This is a genomic window from Streptacidiphilus sp. BW17, assembly GCF_041262485.1.
Lineage (GTDB): Bacteria > Actinomycetota > Actinomycetes > Streptomycetales > Streptomycetaceae > Streptacidiphilus.
In genome coordinates, this window is sequence record NZ_JBGCCR010000021.1 from 26,375 (window position 1) to 41,723 (window position 15,349).

The following is a 15,349-nucleotide window of genomic DNA, read 5'->3' on the forward strand; positions in this document are numbered from 1 at the left end:
GTGGCTTGTCGCGCAGTTCCCCGCGCCCCGCGCCCCTGTCGGCTCAGCCGAGGCCGTTGGACTTCAGCCACGCCTGCGCAGCGGCGAGCGGGTCCTGGCCGCCGCCGTTGACCGCCGCGTCGAGGGTCATCAGGGACGCGGTCGTCAGCTTGGCCTGGACCGCGTCGACCGCGGCGGCCGCGCCCGCCGGGAGGGACTTCGCGGCGAGCGGGATCACGTTCTGGAAGCCGAACAGGTGCTGGTCGTCGACCAGGGTGGTCCAGCCGTTCTTCTGGATCGACGAGTCCGTGGTGAAGATGTCCGCGACCTGGACGTCGTTGTTCTTCAACGCCGCCTCGGTGAGCGAGCTGCCCGCGTCCAGGGCCTTGAAGCTCTTGAACTTCAGGCCGTAGACCGACTGCAGGCCGACCAGGCCCTGCTGCCGGGTCTGGAACTCCGGCGAACCGCCGATCGCGAGGCCGCCGGCGATCGACTTCAGCGAGCTGATGGTCGAGGTCGCCGTGAGGTTGTACTGCTTGGCCGTCGCCCCGTTGACCGTGAGCGAGTCCTTGTCCTCGGCCGGCGACGCGGTCAGCAGCTGCAGGTTGGAGGCGAGCTTCGCGGACGCCTGAGTGTCCGTGTCGGCCTCGGTCTTCGGCGCGGCGGTGCTGTCCAGGTACGAGAGGAGAGCGCCGTTGTACTCCGGCATCAGCGTGATCTGGCCGCTCTTGACCAGGCCGTAGGAGATCTCCCGGCTGCCGATGTTCGGGTGGTACGAGACCTTGAAGCCCTTGGCCGCGAGCGCCGCGCCGTACAGGTCTGCGAGGATCGTGCTCTCCGCGAAGTTGTTGCTGCCGATCACGATCGTGCCGCCCGACGCGGCGGACGACGGAGCCAGCGGGTTGCTGCTGCCGGAGCTGCTGCTCGACGAGCCGCACGCGGAGAGGGCGACGGCGGCGGCCACGGCGACCAGCGCGGCGGCCGTCCGGGCGCGGCCCCGACCCGCCTGGCTGACGTGGGCGGAGGAGTCGGTGGAGAAGGCGGTTGAGTTCACGGTTCCAATCCAGCATCTGAGACGCGTTCGCTGACGCGCGTGACGTATTCGCTGTCGGTCGGGCTGTTCTCTCGTCTTCCTCTTCCTCGGGATCCCGGGATCCTCTGGATCCCGACATTCTCACGATTGATCAAATCCACCGCTGACGAGTCGAGTCAACGTCCCGCGGGTCACAATGTGCGCCGACGACCGACCGATCCTGATCCATCCCAGGACAAAATCGGAAGGTCACGACGGGATTTGTCGTGAGATGTTCACAACGGCCTCTGACAAACCTCGGGGGAACCCGGTAGTCTCGCCGCGCGGTCGCGGGTTCGGGGGGCGGACTCAGGTTCGATCCCGGTCGTCGCACCATCAACTAAGTTGTCTCGCAGGGAACTAGGAGTTCCTGTTGTCTTCCCTGGACACCTTGGCCGACCGGCTCGGACGGCGCCTGACCCGGCTGCCGCTCCGACGGAAGCTGAACGTGCTGATCGCGGTTCCGCTCGCGCTGATCTGCCTGCTGATCTCCGTCTACGCATACGGCGAGGTGGCCCAGGCCACGGGCGCGTGGCGGCAGGCGCACCAACTGCGGGCCGGACTTCAGGTCGCGGAACTGGTCAACGACCTGCAGCGGGAGCAGGGACAGGCGCTGCTCTACTTCGAGAGCTACTTCGACCAGCCCTACGCCAAGAGCCGCGTCCGGCCCGACGAATCCGCCTATCTGGCCGCCCAGCGCGCCACCGACGCCCAGGTCGGGAAGGTCCGTCAGTCCTTCGGCCACTTCATCCCCGACGCCGAGTCGGACGCGCTGGACAACATGTCTGTCCTGTCGACGCCGCGCACCGCCATCGCCGACGGAAAGCTGCCGCCGAGCGACATCGACTCCGCCTACGGGCCGCTGAGCGAGGCACTGATCGACGGCCTCGGGCTGAGCGCGCCGCAGCAGACGGCGGAGGCATCCGGGCTGGAGCAGCAGCTGGACGCGCTGCTGCGTACCGAGGTCGCGCACGCGTCCTTCGAGACGGCGGTGCTCTCCGCGGAGACCGGCGACGCCAACGCCATGCTGGAGTTCGACAACGCCGTGGGCTCGCTCCAGCTCTACCAGTTCGAGCTGCAGCGCTACACCGCGATCGCGCCCGCCGCCGATGCCGGACGGCTCGCCGAGATCGGCTTCAACCAGTACCAGGTGCAGCTGACCGACGCGCTGCAGGGGCTGGCGCTCAGCACCACCGAGCTGATCATCCCGACCGACGACGTGAAGCGGCGTCAGATTGCGCACCAGTCGGCGCTCGACCTGCAGCCCGCGGTCGACAGCGAGTCCACGGTCCGGCTGGCCATCGCGCAGGAGCTGATCACCGGGATCGCCGACCAGTCCAACGCCGCGTCGGTCCAGTCCTGGTGGCGGGCCGGGATCCTGCTCGGGGCGGCCGCGGTGCTGCTCCTGCTCTGGGTGGCCGTGCTGGCGTTGATCCGGCGGTCGATCCTGCGGCCGCTGCGGCGGGTGACCCAGGCCGCGCGCCGCGTCTCCGAGCTGTCCGCGGCCGAGCTCGCGCGCGTCGCCGACGAGGACACTCCCGTCGGCGTCGACGGTCCGCCGCGCCTGGAGGACCTGCCGATCCTGGCGGAGGACGAGATCGGCGAGCTGGCCAAGGCGTTCAACCAGGTCCAGCGCACCGCAGGCGACCTGCTGGAACGTCAGGCGATGAGCCGCCACAACATCGCCGAGATGTTCGGCAACATCGGCCGCCGCGTGGCCAACCTGACTGGGCGTCAGCTGGCCCTGATCGACTCGGTCGAGCGCGGCGAGACCGATCCCGAACTGCTGGACCAGCTCTACCGGATCGACCACATCGCCGTCCGGCTCCAGCGCAACGCGGACTCGCTGATGCTGCTGGCCGGGATCCGCGACACCGAGCTGGACGGCCGTCCGGCCGAGCTGACCCATGTGGTGCGTGCCTCGCTCGGCCAGATCGAGGGCTTCGAGCGGGTCCGGCTGTCCGCTGACGTGGACGCCACCGTCGCCCCCGACGTGGTCAACGACCTGGTGCTGATGCTGGCCGAACTCCTGGAGAACGCGGTCTCGTTCTCGCCCGCGCACAGCGAGGTCCAGGTGACCGTCCGGGAGCAGGCCGGGCAGGCGGTGCTGGAGATCGTCGACCACGGTCTGGGCATGAGCTCGGAGCGGCTGGCGGAGGAGAACGCGCGGCTGGTCCGCCGCGAACGGCTGGACCTGGCGCCCACCCGGGTGCTCGGCCTCTTCGTGGTCGGCGCACTGGCACGGCGCTGGGGCATCCAGGTCACCCTCACCCGCACCCCCGGCGGCGGCGTCACCAGCCGGGTCGCCATCCCGGCGGACTGGGTCTCACCGTCGCTGCCGCGCTCGGGCCGCAGCTGGTCGCCGTCGGCTCCGGCAGCGGTTCCGGCAGCGGTTCCGGCGGCGGATCCGGCGGCGCTTCCGGCGGCTGTTTCGGCCACGCCTGCTGCTCGTGCGGTGTCCGCCACGCCCGTGCGCGCGGCGCTGCCGACGCGGTCGCCGGGGGCTACGAACGGCCCGCGCGAGCCGGAGTTCGAGACCGGCGCCGACTTCTTCACCCCACGCGGTGCGGGTTCAGGGTCGCGGTCCGGGTCCGCCTCCGACGAGCCGGTGCACCGGGGCCGTGGCGAGCGGGAAGCGGGGGCCGGGGTGGCCACCGACTCCGGTCTGCCGCGGCGCCGCCCCGCCGCTCCGGCCGGGGACGCGGTGTCGCGCCCCGTCGTCGACACCCGGCCGACGGCGACAGCGACGCCTCCGGACGCGGCGTCCGCCGACTCCCGGCCCGGCGGGCTGAAGCGCCGGGTGCGCGGCGCGACGCTGCGGGAGAACCTCGTCGGCGCCGAGCGGATCGCCACCCGTCCGCCCGATCCGGACGAAGTCCGCTCCTCGCTCGAGGAGTTCGAAGACGCCGTCAGTCGGGCCGAGCGCGACAGCGCGACGCCCACCACGCTGGCGTCCGCCGTGGCGTCCCTGCGCCAGCGCTCCACCAGCAATCCCAAGAAAACGGAAGGAGTGGGACAGTGACCACCGAGCCCACCGTGCAGGACCTGCAGAGTGCCGCGGCGGACTTCACCTGGCTGCTGCGCCGCTTCGCCACCGACACCGCCGGGGTCGTGGACGCGATCGCGGTCTCCTCGGACGGCCTGCTCATCGCCGTCTCCCGACTGCGTGACCACGCCGACTCGGAGCGGCTGGCCGCGATCGTCTCCGGCATCACCAGCCTGGCGGCCGGAGCCTCCGGCAACTACGGCCTGGGCGGCCTCAACAAGGTCATCATCGACCTGGAGGGCGGCCACCTGCTGGTCTGCGCCATCGGCAGCGGCTGTGTGCTGGGCGTGGTGGCCTCCAAGGAGGCCAAACTCGGCAACATCGCCTACGAGATGACGCTCTTCGCCAACCGGTCCGGAGCCGCGCTCAGCCCGCAGCTGATCATGGAACTCAAGAACGGCGTGGGCGCGTGAACGCGAGCGACACGGGCAGCGACGCGCTGACGCGTCCACTGCGCCCGTACGTGATGCCGGAGTCGGACGACGACCCTCCGAGACCCGGCTCCGCCGCGACCACGGCGGAGCCTCCGCGACGCAGCCTGTCCGTGCGCCCGTTCCTGGTCACTGCCGGGCGGGTCAGCGACGACACCTACCTCCCGCTGGAGACGCAGGTCGTCGCGACGCCGGAAGGCCTGGCCGACCTGCCCACCCTGACGTTCGAACAGCACGACATCATCGCCGCCTGCCAGGATCCGCTGTCGCTCGCGGAGCTCGCGGCCCGACTCCACCTGCACCTCAACGTGGTCCGGGTGGTCGCAGGGGACCTGCGCTCCGCGAACCACCTGACCGTCCACGCACCCCAGGTCGGCACCGCCAACGATCTCTCCGTCCTCCGCCGGGTGATCGATGGTCTGCGCGCCGTCCCCGACTCACGAGGCTTCAAGCGTGACAACAACAGTCCTGCCTAACCCCTCCGCGTCCGGCGCGCACCGCCCTCCGCTGCCGGTCAAAATGGTGATCGCGGGCGGCTTCGGCGTGGGCAAGACCACGACCGTGGCCTCCATCTCGGAGATCGAGCCGCTGACGACCGAGGCGTCCATCACCGAGGTCGCCGCCGGCGTCGACGACCTGACGCACACTCCGCACAAGACCACCACCACGGTGGCGATGGACTTCGGCTGCATCACCCTCGACCCGACGCTGAAGCTCTACCTCTTCGGCACGCCCGGCCAGGACCGCTTCGGTTTCATGTGGGACGACCTGGTCGCGGGCGCGCTGGGCGGGCTGGTCATCGTGGACACGCGCCGACTGGACGACTGCTTCGCCGCCGTGGACTACTTCGAGAACAAGGGCCTGCCGTTCGCGGTCGGGATCAACGTCTTCGACGGCAACCTCGACCACGACCTCGACGAGGTCCGCTGGGCGCTGGACATTCCGGACTCGGTCCCGCTGGTCCTCTTCGACGCGCGGGAACGCGGCAGCGTGCGGGACGCGTTGCTGGTGGTTCTGGAACTGGCGCTGGAGCGGGCAGAGAGCTGAGTTCCAAGGGACGTTGCAACTTCTTCAGGGGCGCGGGGAACTGCGCGACAAGCCACCCACGCAGCCGGCAGGCCGAACGAACAGGGCCATCCGCACAGGGTCGTTGATCGCACAGTTCCCCGCGCCCCTCGGGTGATCGTCAGCGGGAACGGCGGACGCCCGGGGAGACCAGCACCCTGCCCAGCGCCCAGAACAGGCCCAGCGTGACCAGCGCCAGCCCCGCGACCAGGATCGCGCCGCCGACCACCTTCTCGTAGCGCAACTGGGAGAGCCCGTCGACGATGTAGCGGCCCAGGCCGCCGAAGGAGACGTACGCCGCGATCGTCGCCGTCGAGACGATCTGGATCGCCGCCGAGCGGATCCCGCTCAGGATCAGGGGCAGCGCCACGGGAAGTTCCACCTGCCACAGCACGCGGGACCGGGACATCCCCATGCCCTTCGCCGCGTCGACGAGTGACGGGTCGACACCCCGCATCGCCTCGTACGTGGTGACCAGGATCGGCGGGACCGCCAGGGCCACCAGCGGGACCATGACCGGGATGAGGCCGAGGCCCATCAGGAGGGTGAGCAGCACCAGCAGGCCGAAGCTGGGCAGCGCCCGCGCCGCGGTCGCCAGCGCGGCGAGCGCGTTGCCGCCACGGCCGGTGTGGCCGGTGACCAGGCCGACCGGGAGGGCGATCAGCATCGCGATCGCCAGGGCCAGCAGCGAGTACTCGACGTGCTCGGCGAGTCGCGTCGGGATGCCGTCCGGGCCGGTCCAGCGGGACGGGTCGTCGAAGAACTGCTGGGCGAAGCCGAAGATGTTCACGCGGAGGCCGCCTTCCTCGCCCAGGGCGTGAGGATCCGTCGGGCCAGCACCAACAGGCCGTCCAGCACGACGCCGAGGACCGCGATGGTCAGCACCGCGTCCCAGGCGAGCAGCGGGCGGTGGTAGTTCAGGGCGTCGGAGAGCAGGTTGCCGAGCGCGCCCTCGTTGCCGATCAGCATGCCGACGCTGACCAGGCTGACGCTGGAGACCGTGGCGACCCGGAGGCCGGCGATGATGGCCGGGACCGCGATCGGCAGTTCCACCTGCAGGTAGCGGCGCAGCGTGCCGAAGCCCATGGCCGTGGCGGCGGCGCGGGTGTCCTCGGAGACCGAGCGCATGCCGTCGACGATGGCCGGGACCAGCACCACCAACGTGTAGACGGTGAGCGGGATCTCGACGGTGAGGCTGGTCTCACCGGTGTAGTCGATGAGGAAGACGAAGAAGGCCAGCGAGGGGATCGCGTAGAAGATCGTGGTGACGCCCAGCACCGGAGGGTAGAACCAGCGGAACCGGGCGCAGAGCATGCCCAGCGGCAGCGCCAGCGCGAGGCCGATCAGGACCGGGACCAGGGTGAGCTGCAGTTGCCAGAGGATCAGCCCCCACCAGGTGTTCTGCAGGTCACTGGGGACCTCGAAGAACCGTTGGAGGAAGTTCACCGCCGCCCACCCTTGTCCGCCGTGACCATGGACACGGCCCGCTCGGCGTGCGCCGCGCGGATCGCCTCGGCGATGGTCTCCTGCGCGGCCACGCCGGCCGCCCGGCCCTCGTCGTCGACGGCCACGGCCCACCCCGTCGGCGACAGCACGGCGGAGTCGAGCGCGGCGCGGAGCGAGTCGTGGCCGAGGCGGAACGCGTGGCCGTACGGCAGCAGTCGGGCGTGGGCACCGGCGTCGGCGTCGGCACCGGCACCGGCACCGGCACCGGCACCGGCGTCCGTGCCCGCGGCCAGGTCGGCAGCACGGGCCCAGCCGAGCGGGCGGCCCTCCCTGTCGGTGACCAGCAGGTACGGGGTCTGCGGCACGGTCCGGGCGCGGACCTGCTCCGGCGTGGCGTCCTCGGCAACGATCGGTTCGGAGGTGAGCTCCAGGCCGGACGTGTCGAAGAAGGAGAGATGACGGATGCCGCGGTCGGCGCCGAGGAAGTCCTCGACGAACTCGTCCGCGGGCGCGGAGAGCAGCTCGTTCGGCGGCGCGTACTGGGCCAGGTGCCCGCCCTCGCGCAGCACCGCGACCATGTCGCCCAACTTGATGGCCTCGTCGATGTCGTGGGTGACGAAGACGATGGTCTTGCCCAGGTCCGCCTGGATCCGCAGCAGTTCGTCCTGGAGGCCCTTGCGGACGATCGGGTCGACGGCCGAGAACGGCTCGTCCATCAGCAGCACCGGCGGGTCCGCCGCCAACGCGCGGGCCACGCCGACGCGTTGCTGCTGGCCGCCGGAGAGCTGGTACGGGTAGCGCTTGGCCAGCGACTGGTCCAGCCCGACCCGTTCCATCAGCTCCAACGCACGGCTGCGGCTGCGCTGCCGGTCCCAGCCGAGCAGGCGCGGAACGGTCCCGATGTTCTCGACGATGGTGCGGTGCGGAAAGAGGCCAGCGTGCTGGATCACGTAACCCATGGACCGGCGCAGCGCGTTGACGGGCCGCTCGCGGATGTCCTGACCGTCCAGCAGGATCCTGCCGTCGGTCGGCTCGATCATGCGGTTGATCATGCGGAGCGTGGTCGTCTTGCCACAGCCGGAGGGCCCCACCAGCACCGTGATCGATCCGTCGGGGATCTCCAGGGTCAACCGGTCGACCGCGGTGGTCCCGTCCGGGTAGCGCTTGCTGACGGCGTCGATCTCTATCACGAGTGCGTGCGCCCTTCGGGCTTTGTACCTCTCGACTCCCCCGCCCCGCAGGTCTCTCCCGGGTGTTGACGGGACAACGACCACTCATCTTTCAGTGGCCCTCGGAAGGCGTCAACGATCGGCTGCCGGGCGTGCCGCGACAAAACGCCCTTATCCAACCGTTTCTGCACCCCCGATGTGACCCTCGCCGCATCGGAGCGGTCCGTAGCTGTGGCAGAGTCGCCGTCTACCCGAAAACGACAAGAAAACGACAGGAACTGAGCGTGACCGAGATGCGGACCGAGGGCCAGGACGAGTCCGACACCCTGAACGGGGCCGTCGCGGTCGGTGGCCGTTCGGGAAGGCGACACGGTCGTGGGAGGGGCGGGGGCAAGGACGGCGGCAAGGGCCGTGACAAGGGCCCCGGCACGCTGGGCCGCCTGGTCCGTCGCGGGCCGCGCAGCAGGAACCTGCGGATCGCCGGGGCCGTCGGGCTGTCGCTGGCCCTGATCGGCGGCGTGGGCGCGGTGTGGGCCTACCAGACGCTCAACGGCAACATCAGCTCCTCGGACCTGTTCTCCGGCACCGGCAGCGGCGGCGCGGAGAAGGTCGACGCGTTCGGGCGCAGCCCGATCAACATCCTGCTGATCGGCTCGGACGAGCGCAGCAGCTCCGCCGACTGCAGTCTGGGCGGCGACTGCAACTCCCCCGGCGCCCGCGCCGACGTGGAGATGGTGCTGCACGTCTCCGCGGACCGCAGCAACGCGACCGTGATGAGCGTCCCGCGCGACCTGGAGACGACCGTCCCGCAGTGCAAGGCGGCCCCGAACCAGCCGAGTGAGCCCGCCCACACCGACATGATCAACAGCGCCCTGAACTGGGGCCCCGGCTGCAGCGTGGCCGCCGTGCAGCAACTGACCGGCATCCATGTGGACCACTTCATGAAGGTCGACTTCGGCGGCGTGGTGAACATGTCCGACGCCATCGGCGGCGTCCAGGTCTGCGTCGACAAGAACGTCTACGACCCCTACTCCCACCTCAAGCTCTCCGCCGGAACGCACACGCTCAAGGGCGTGGCCGCGCTGGAGTTCGTCCGCACCCGCCACGGCTTCGGCGACGGCAGCGACCTGGGCCGCACCTACGCGCAGCACCTGTTCCTGTCGCAGATGGTCAACAAGCTCAAGGACGCCGGGACGCTGACCAACGTCGGCGCCATGTGGAACCTGGCCAACGCCGCGACCAAGGCGCTGACCGTCGACAACGGGCTCGGCAGCATCACCAGCCTGCTCGGGCTGGGCGACGAGCTGAACAAGGTCCCGACCGGCAACATCACCTTCGCCACCATGCAGACGATGGCCGACCCGACGGACAACTCACGGGTCGTCATCGCGCCCGGCGCGCAGGACATGTTCAACGCCATCGCCAACGACGAGTCGCTCAGCGCGGTCGGTACGAAGGGCGGCGGACAGGGCGGCGGGCAGGGCGGCGGGAAGCCGAGCGCGTCTCCGACGCCGACCCCTGCGGCCGCCGTGGACAAGAGCGCGGTCGCGGTCAAGGTCGAGAACGGCACCAGCGTCACCGGACGGGCCAGTGCGGTTGCCCAGACCCTGCTCGACGACGGCTACAGCCAGCAGACGACGGCCCTGACCGGCCCGCCCGCCACGACCACGACGCTGCGCTACCCGGCCGGTCGCAGCGCCCAGGCGCAGGCGGTCGCGAAGTCGCTCGGCCTACCGGCGGGCGCGGTCAAGCAGGACAGCGCGGTCGGTTCGATCGTGCTGCTGATCGGCGCGGACTGGCCCTCCGGCACGACCTTCCCGGCGGGCAGCGGCGGAGCGCCCGCGCCCGCCGACACCAAGTCGGCGCTCGACAACGCCCATGCGCAGACCGCCGCCCAGCGCGACGGCTGCGCCCAGGTCAGCACCTTCGCCACGGTCAGCCTCCCCGGCTACGGCGCGATGACCCCGACCCGCGCGTACGCGCTCAGCCCGACCGTGCCGAACTCGGCACCCTGACGGCAGACGGTTAACATGCAGGCGTGACAGCGCGGAAGGGACCCAGGGAACTCGACGTGCTGGGCACGATCGCGCTCGGCGGCGGGATCGGCAGCATCGCCCGGTACGGCCTGAGCCGTGCGATGCCGACCCCTGCGGGGGGCTTTCCGTGGGCGACGTTCCTGACCAACGTGATCGGCTGCGCGGTGCTGGGCGCGCTGATGTACCTGGTCCTGGAGGTCTGGCCGCCGTCCCGCTTTCGCCGGCCGTTTCTCGGCGTCGGCATCTGCGGCGGCTTCACCACCTTCTCGACGGCCATGGTCGAGAGCCGTGGCCTGCTGGCGGGCGGCCACGTGCCGACCGCCTTCGCGTACCTGGCCGCAAGCCTCTTCGCCGGACTCGCTGCGGTCGCGGCGGGCATGGCGCTGGCCCAGTTGTCCAGCCGTGCGCTGCCCCGTCGCGGACCTGCGGATCCCGCGTCGGAGCCAGTGCCGGTGCCGACACCGACGGACGGACGGCAGCCATGACAGAACCAGTGAGCGCCACCGGACACACCACGGGGCATCTGCGCCTGACGGTCCATCTGCGCGAGGACGCGCAGTGGCGCCACCGCCCGGCCGCCACCGAGATCGTGCACCGCGCCCACGTCGCGGGCCTCGCCGGCGCCAGCGTCTTCCGCGGCGTCGAGGGCTTCGGCCACGGCGGGCGCGTCCACACGGCTCGCCTGCTGGACCTGGCGGGCGACCTGCCGCTCGTGATCCTGATCGTCGACGAGGAGCGGAAGGTGCGGGCCTTCGTCCCCTCTGTCCAGGAGGTCCTGGGCGCGGGGAACGGGCTGATCACGCTGGAGCGCGTCGAGGTCGTTGACGACGCGGCCGTCCCGGCTGCCCCGACCGACGCGGCCGGCCCGGTCGGCCCGGACGACGGGACGGGGAGCGAAGGCTGATGGCGGTCCTGCTCGTCTTCGTCGGCGGCATGCTGGGCGCGCCCCTGCGCTACCTGACCGACCGCGCGGTCCAATCCCGCCACGACAGCGTCTTCCCGTGGGGGACGTTCGCGGTGAACGTCGTGGGCTCCCTCGTCCTCGGCGGGATCGCCTCCGGCGTGGCCCACCACGGCTGGTCCCCGGACATCTCCCTCTTCGCCGGCACGGGCATCTGCGGCGGCCTGACGACGTTCTCCACCTTCGGCTACGAGACCTGGCGGCTGCTTACGGCAGGCTCGCGGGCGGAGGCCGCGCTGAACGCCTGCGGCTCGCTGGCGGCGGGACTCGCCTCAGCGGCGGCGGGCTTCGCCCTCATCTCGGTGCTCTAGTCGGCGCGCAAGGGCCGACCTAACGGGTCCGCTTGCGGCGCTGGAGCAGCACCGGGAGGAACGAGACGACGACCACCAGGGCGACCAGCGGGAGCAGGTAGTTGTCCACGCCCGGGATCGCCGCGCCGAGCCAGTACCCCAACAGCACCAGGCTCTGCGACCACAAGATCCCCGCGACCAGCTGCCACAGCGTGTACGTCTTCACCGGGACCTCGAGGACCCCGGCCACCGGGCCGAGGACCGTGCGGACCATCGGGATGAACCTGCCGATGAGGATCGCCTTGCGCTGCCCGTAGCGGGCGAGAAGCTCCTCGCCCCGCGTCACGACCTCCTTGAGGCGGACGGAGTGCGACCGCGCCAGCATCGCGCGTCCGCCGCGGCGGCCGATGTAGTAGCCGACCTGCGCGCCCACGCAGGTGCCGACCGCCGCGCAGACCATCACCTGCCACAACGAGAGACCGCTCCCGCCGTGCGCGGCCCCCGTCGCGCACAGGACTCCCGCAGGAAACAGCAAGGTGTCGCCCGGCAGGAAGAAGCCCACGATGAGCAGGCCGGATTCAGCGAAGGTCACGACCAGCACGGCGAGCGCACCGAACGCGGACAGCAGTGAGGACCCGTTCATCGGGTTCACCGCTGCGAGCAGGTTCGTCAACACTTCTGAACCGTAGCCCGAACGGCGGCAGGGTTCATCAGCCCATGGTGCTGATCTGGTCCGTCCGGGTCTCCTCCCGAGGGTGGAGACACCCCGGTCGGGTATAGCTGCGGCCCGGGAAAGCAGCCGTTCGAGTTATCCACAGGGCTGGAAATCGTTTTGTGGATATCTCCACTCGACCCGTTCGGCCGAGCCGGGAAGTGGTTGTCGACCCAAGCCGTCCCCGCGCCATCCACCGGCCCAACCGTCCACTGCCCGCGCATGGCTCCAGAATCACCCAACTCTGGTTTTTTTCAGGCGAACTGACGATCCATCATGCAATCTTGGCTGCGAACGAGGACAAGCTTGCCCGGCAGTGCTCCCTCCTCCGGACGCGCCCGTAATCCCGTTTTCCCCAGGAACCGGCGCCACCGCGACAGCCTGTGGATCACCGGCCGTCGCGGCGGCTCCGCCGCAGCCGCTACAGCCGTTCCGGTGCCTCGGTGCCCAGCAGACCCATGCCCTGTGCCAGGGTCCGATGGCAGGACCGATCGGGCGCGCCCACACTGATCACATGCACGAACTTCCGCTCGTTGCCGCGACGCAGCTGCAGCAGGCGCGGTCGTCCAGTCACGGCCGCTCCTCACGCCTGCTGCTGCACATGAACATGCTGCGGACCTCGCTGATCGCGCTGACCAAGGGTTCGGTGCTGGACGAGCACGAGGCCCCGCACGCCGGGGCGCTCCAGGTGCTGCAGGGGAAGGTCCGGGTCAGCCTGGAGTCGGGGGGCACGCTGGAGCTGGCCGCGGGCGAGCTCGCGGAGATGCCGCAGGAGCGGCACGAGCTGTTGGCGATCAGCGACGCCGTGGTGCTGCTGACCACCGTCACCGGCGTGTCCGGGCCGGACTTCTAGGGCCTGTCCGGATCTCCGTCCGTCACGCCTCCCCGCCGCGCGGGGTGAGGCCCAGGGCGCGGTGCAGGAAGTCGAGCTGGTGCATGAGCATGCCCTCCGCCAGGGCCTCGTCCGTGACGCGGTGGCCCGAGCCGGTCAGCGGCAGGAACTCGTGCGGGCGACCGGCCGCCAGCAGCGCGGTCGAGAGGCGCAGGGTGTTGGCCGGGTACACGTTGTCGTCCACGAGGCCGTGCATCAGCAGCAGCGGACGGCGCAGCGCTGGCGCGTCCCGGAGCAGGTCGCAGGCCTCGTACGCGGCGGGCTCGGCGTCCGGGTGGCCGAGGAAGCGCTCGCGCCAGTGAGTGTCGTAGAGGTGCTGATCGGTCACGCCGGCCCCGGCCGCCGCGGCGTGGAAGACGTCGGGTCGCCGCAGCACCGCAGCCTCGGCCAGCGAGCCGCCGAAGGACCAGCCGCGGATGGCGACGCGGTCCAGGTCCAGCCCGAACTCCGGGTGCTCGGCGGCGACCGCGTGGAGGGCGTCAATCTGGTCCTGGAGCGCCGGGCCGAAGACGTCGAGGTGGACCTCGCGCTCCCAGCGCGGGCCCCGACCCGGCACGCCGCGCCCGTCGATCGCCAGCACGACGAAGCCCTGCTCGGCGAACCACTGCGAGACGTCGTCGACCCAGAACCGGCCCTCGGTCACCCGCTGGATCGCCGGGCCCGCGTACGGGTCCAGCAGCACCGGCAGCCGCTCGCCGCTGCCCGGCTCGTACCAGGACGGCAGGAAGACCGCCGTGCAGAGCGACCGCTCGCCGACCCGCAGCAGGCTGCGGCGCAGCTCCCCCACCGGCTTCTCCGCGCACGACGGCACGTCGGCCGGCTGCAGGAGCGTCCCGGCGCGCAGCACGCCGTCCTCGTGGACACCACACTCGTGGGTCAGCTGCTCCGTGGCGCCGGTGGGGACGTCGAGGCGGAACAGGTGGGTCGAGAAGGGGTCCTCGACGGGGACGGCGGCGAAGAGGACGGACTCGCCGTCCACGGCCAGGACCGCACCGAGGTTGATCCCGGCCGGGGTCGCGGGGACGCCGTCGACGGCCAGGTGACGGGTGTCGCCCCGGTCGAGGTGGGTGAGCAGGGCACCGGACGTCGTCCGCGCGGGCAGGCCGGGGACGAGCTGGACCCAGGCGTCGTCGCGCTCCTCGGCGAGGCGGGTCGTGGTGCCGTCCGCCGGGTCGACCGCCAGGACGTGCACGGTGCGCTGGTCCCGGCTCTGGAGGGAGACGAACGGACCGTGCTCGTCCCACCCGGCCTCGGTGAGGTACTCGAACGCGGCGCGGTCCCAAGCTACTTGACGCCTCTTCGCTGCATCGGCGTCGATCAGGAAGAGGCTTACGTCCGCGTTGGGTGTGCCCGCCGCCGGGTAGCGGACGGCGCGGGGCCGGACGGTCGGGTCGGTCGGGTCGGCGATCCACCGGCCCTGCACACCGGAGACGTCGACCCGGGCGACCAGCAGCCGCTCCCCGTCCGGGGACCACCAGTAGCCACGGTTGCGGTGCATGGACGCGGTGGCGACGTACTCGGGCGCACCGAAGCTGACGTCGTCGCCGAACTCACCGCCCAGTTCTGCCGGTTCGGGCGCGGCGACGGCGCGGTCGCCGGTGCCGTCCCACTCCACGACGCGCAGGGTCGGCCCGCTGCGGTAGGCGATCCGGCGCCCGGTCGGGTCCGGACGCGGCTCGACGGGCGGCGTGGCGGGGGGCGTTGCGGGGGGCGTTGCGGGGGGCGTTGCGGGCGGCGTGGCGAGCAGCGTTGCGGGCGGCGTGGCGGCGGGATCGAGGGTCAGCGGGTGGGCGGTGGCGTCGCTGTTCTTCTCGTTGAGCTCCACCGTCCACAGCCGCCCGGCGAGAGCGAACGCGATTCGGCGTCCGCTCGTGTCGGTCGCGTAGGCGCCGATGCCGCTCCTGCCGCCCTGCTCCGGTGCGAGCGCGGCCGGGTCGGCGAGCAGGCGCTCGGCGCCGGTGGTCACCTCGCGTGCCCAGAGGCAGTCCACGGGGTCGGTACCGCCCCGGCTGCGCAGGAACAGCACCGTCGAACCGTCGGAGGTGAGCGTGAACTGACCCGGTACGCCGAGCGAGAAGCGACGTGTGCGGGCGAGCTGACGCGGCAGGGAGGGTGTGTCGGTGGCCATGTGAGGCACACTGACACACCCCTTGCGGACCCTCCACGGCTTTTGGCGCGGGGAGTTGCGTTGCGGCGTGCGTTGCGCGAGAGGGTTGCGGCTGCGCGCTCCGACCGTGCTCCGGCCGTGCT

The 15,349-nt window shown here is 71.2% G+C and carries 15 protein-coding genes; 9 read left to right on the top strand and 6 right to left on the bottom strand.

Going from position 1 to position 15,349, the window contains the following annotated elements; genetic code table 11:
- Positions 1–43 precede the first annotated feature (43 nt).
- Positions 44–1,033, bottom strand: coding sequence for an ABC transporter substrate-binding protein (locus ABH940_RS23870; protein ID WP_370070576.1), 990 nt, complete (start codon positions 1,031–1,033; stop codon positions 44–46).
- A gap of 391 nt (positions 1,034–1,424) precedes the next feature.
- On the opposite strand from ABH940_RS23870, the gene ABH940_RS23875 reads away from it, so the two are divergent.
- From ABH940_RS23875 to ABH940_RS23890, 4 genes are read left to right on the top strand one after another with little or no spacing between them, the layout of a single operon-like run.
- The gene (locus tag ABH940_RS23875; RefSeq protein ID WP_370106134.1) at positions 1,425–4,073 is read left to right on the top strand and encodes an ATP-binding protein; all 2,649 of its coding nucleotides are present in this window, start codon (positions 1,425–1,427) and stop codon (positions 4,071–4,073) included.
- Entirely contained in the window at positions 4,070–4,510 is a 441-nt protein-coding gene (locus tag ABH940_RS23880) for a roadblock/LC7 domain-containing protein (RefSeq protein WP_196193584.1), read from the top strand. Before ABH940_RS23875 ends, ABH940_RS23880 begins: the two co-directional genes overlap by 4 nt.
- Positions 4,511–4,563: 53 nt before the next feature.
- Complete coding sequence (locus ABH940_RS23885; protein WP_370070617.1) at positions 4,564–5,004, top strand: DUF742 domain-containing protein; 441 nt, start codon at positions 4,564–4,566, stop codon at positions 5,002–5,004.
- Positions 4,943–5,575 (top strand): ATP/GTP-binding protein, encoded by a 633-nt coding sequence (locus ABH940_RS23890; RefSeq protein WP_370070572.1) that lies wholly within the window; start codon positions 4,943–4,945, stop codon positions 5,573–5,575. Before ABH940_RS23885 ends, ABH940_RS23890 begins: the two co-directional genes overlap by 62 nt.
- 139 nt (positions 5,576–5,714) lie before the next feature.
- On the opposite strand, the gene ABH940_RS23895 is transcribed toward ABH940_RS23890, so the two are convergent.
- The 3 genes from ABH940_RS23895 to ABH940_RS23905 are packed head-to-tail and all read right to left on the bottom strand — an operon-like array spanning position 5,715 to position 8,229.
- On the bottom strand, positions 5,715–6,383 hold the full coding sequence (locus ABH940_RS23895) for an ABC transporter permease (RefSeq protein WP_370070570.1): 669 nt from the start codon (positions 6,381–6,383) through the stop codon (positions 5,715–5,717).
- Positions 6,380–7,039 carry an ABC transporter permease gene (locus ABH940_RS23900; RefSeq protein ID WP_370070568.1) on the bottom strand — a complete coding sequence of 220 codons (660 nt, stop codon included), beginning with the start codon at positions 7,037–7,039 and terminating at the stop codon, positions 6,380–6,382. Before ABH940_RS23900 ends, ABH940_RS23895 begins: the two co-directional genes overlap by 4 nt.
- The gene (locus ABH940_RS23905; RefSeq protein WP_370070566.1) at positions 7,036–8,229 is read right to left on the bottom strand and encodes an ABC transporter ATP-binding protein; all 1,194 of its coding nucleotides are present in this window, start codon (positions 8,227–8,229) and stop codon (positions 7,036–7,038) included. Before ABH940_RS23905 ends, ABH940_RS23900 begins: the two co-directional genes overlap by 4 nt.
- Before the next feature lie 272 nt (positions 8,230–8,501).
- Here ABH940_RS23905 and ABH940_RS23910 point away from each other — a divergent pair, with 272 nt between their 5' ends.
- The 4 genes from ABH940_RS23910 to crcB are packed head-to-tail and all read left to right on the top strand — an operon-like array spanning position 8,502 to position 11,516.
- Positions 8,502–10,223 (top strand): LCP family protein, encoded by a 1,722-nt coding sequence (locus ABH940_RS23910; RefSeq protein WP_370106169.1) that lies wholly within the window; start codon positions 8,502–8,504, stop codon positions 10,221–10,223.
- A 23-nt stretch (positions 10,224–10,246) separates the two neighbouring features.
- The gene (locus ABH940_RS23915; RefSeq protein WP_370106135.1) at positions 10,247–10,729 is read left to right on the top strand and encodes a CrcB family protein; all 483 of its coding nucleotides are present in this window, start codon (positions 10,247–10,249) and stop codon (positions 10,727–10,729) included.
- Complete coding sequence (locus tag ABH940_RS23920) at positions 10,726–11,148, top strand: DUF190 domain-containing protein (protein ID WP_370106136.1); 423 nt, start codon at positions 10,726–10,728, stop codon at positions 11,146–11,148. Before ABH940_RS23915 ends, ABH940_RS23920 begins: the two co-directional genes overlap by 4 nt.
- Positions 11,148–11,516 carry a fluoride efflux transporter CrcB gene (gene crcB, locus ABH940_RS23925; RefSeq protein WP_370070560.1) on the top strand — a complete coding sequence of 123 codons (369 nt, stop codon included), beginning with the start codon at positions 11,148–11,150 and terminating at the stop codon, positions 11,514–11,516. Before ABH940_RS23920 ends, crcB begins: the two co-directional genes overlap by 1 nt.
- A gap of 19 nt (positions 11,517–11,535) precedes the next feature.
- Here crcB and ABH940_RS23930 read toward each other — a convergent pair whose 3' ends face one another.
- Positions 11,536–12,171, bottom strand: coding sequence for a DedA family protein (locus ABH940_RS23930; RefSeq protein ID WP_370070558.1), 636 nt, complete (start codon positions 12,169–12,171; stop codon positions 11,536–11,538).
- A gap of 550 nt (positions 12,172–12,721) precedes the next feature.
- On the opposite strand from ABH940_RS23930, the gene ABH940_RS23935 reads away from it, so the two are divergent.
- Positions 12,722–13,060 (top strand): cupin, encoded by a 339-nt coding sequence (locus ABH940_RS23935; protein WP_370070556.1) that lies wholly within the window; start codon positions 12,722–12,724, stop codon positions 13,058–13,060.
- A gap of 22 nt (positions 13,061–13,082) precedes the next feature.
- On the opposite strand, the gene ABH940_RS23940 is transcribed toward ABH940_RS23935, so the two are convergent.
- Positions 13,083–15,227, bottom strand: coding sequence for a prolyl oligopeptidase family serine peptidase (locus tag ABH940_RS23940; protein ID WP_370106137.1), 2,145 nt, complete (start codon positions 15,225–15,227; stop codon positions 13,083–13,085).
- Positions 15,228–15,349 lie beyond the last annotated feature (122 nt).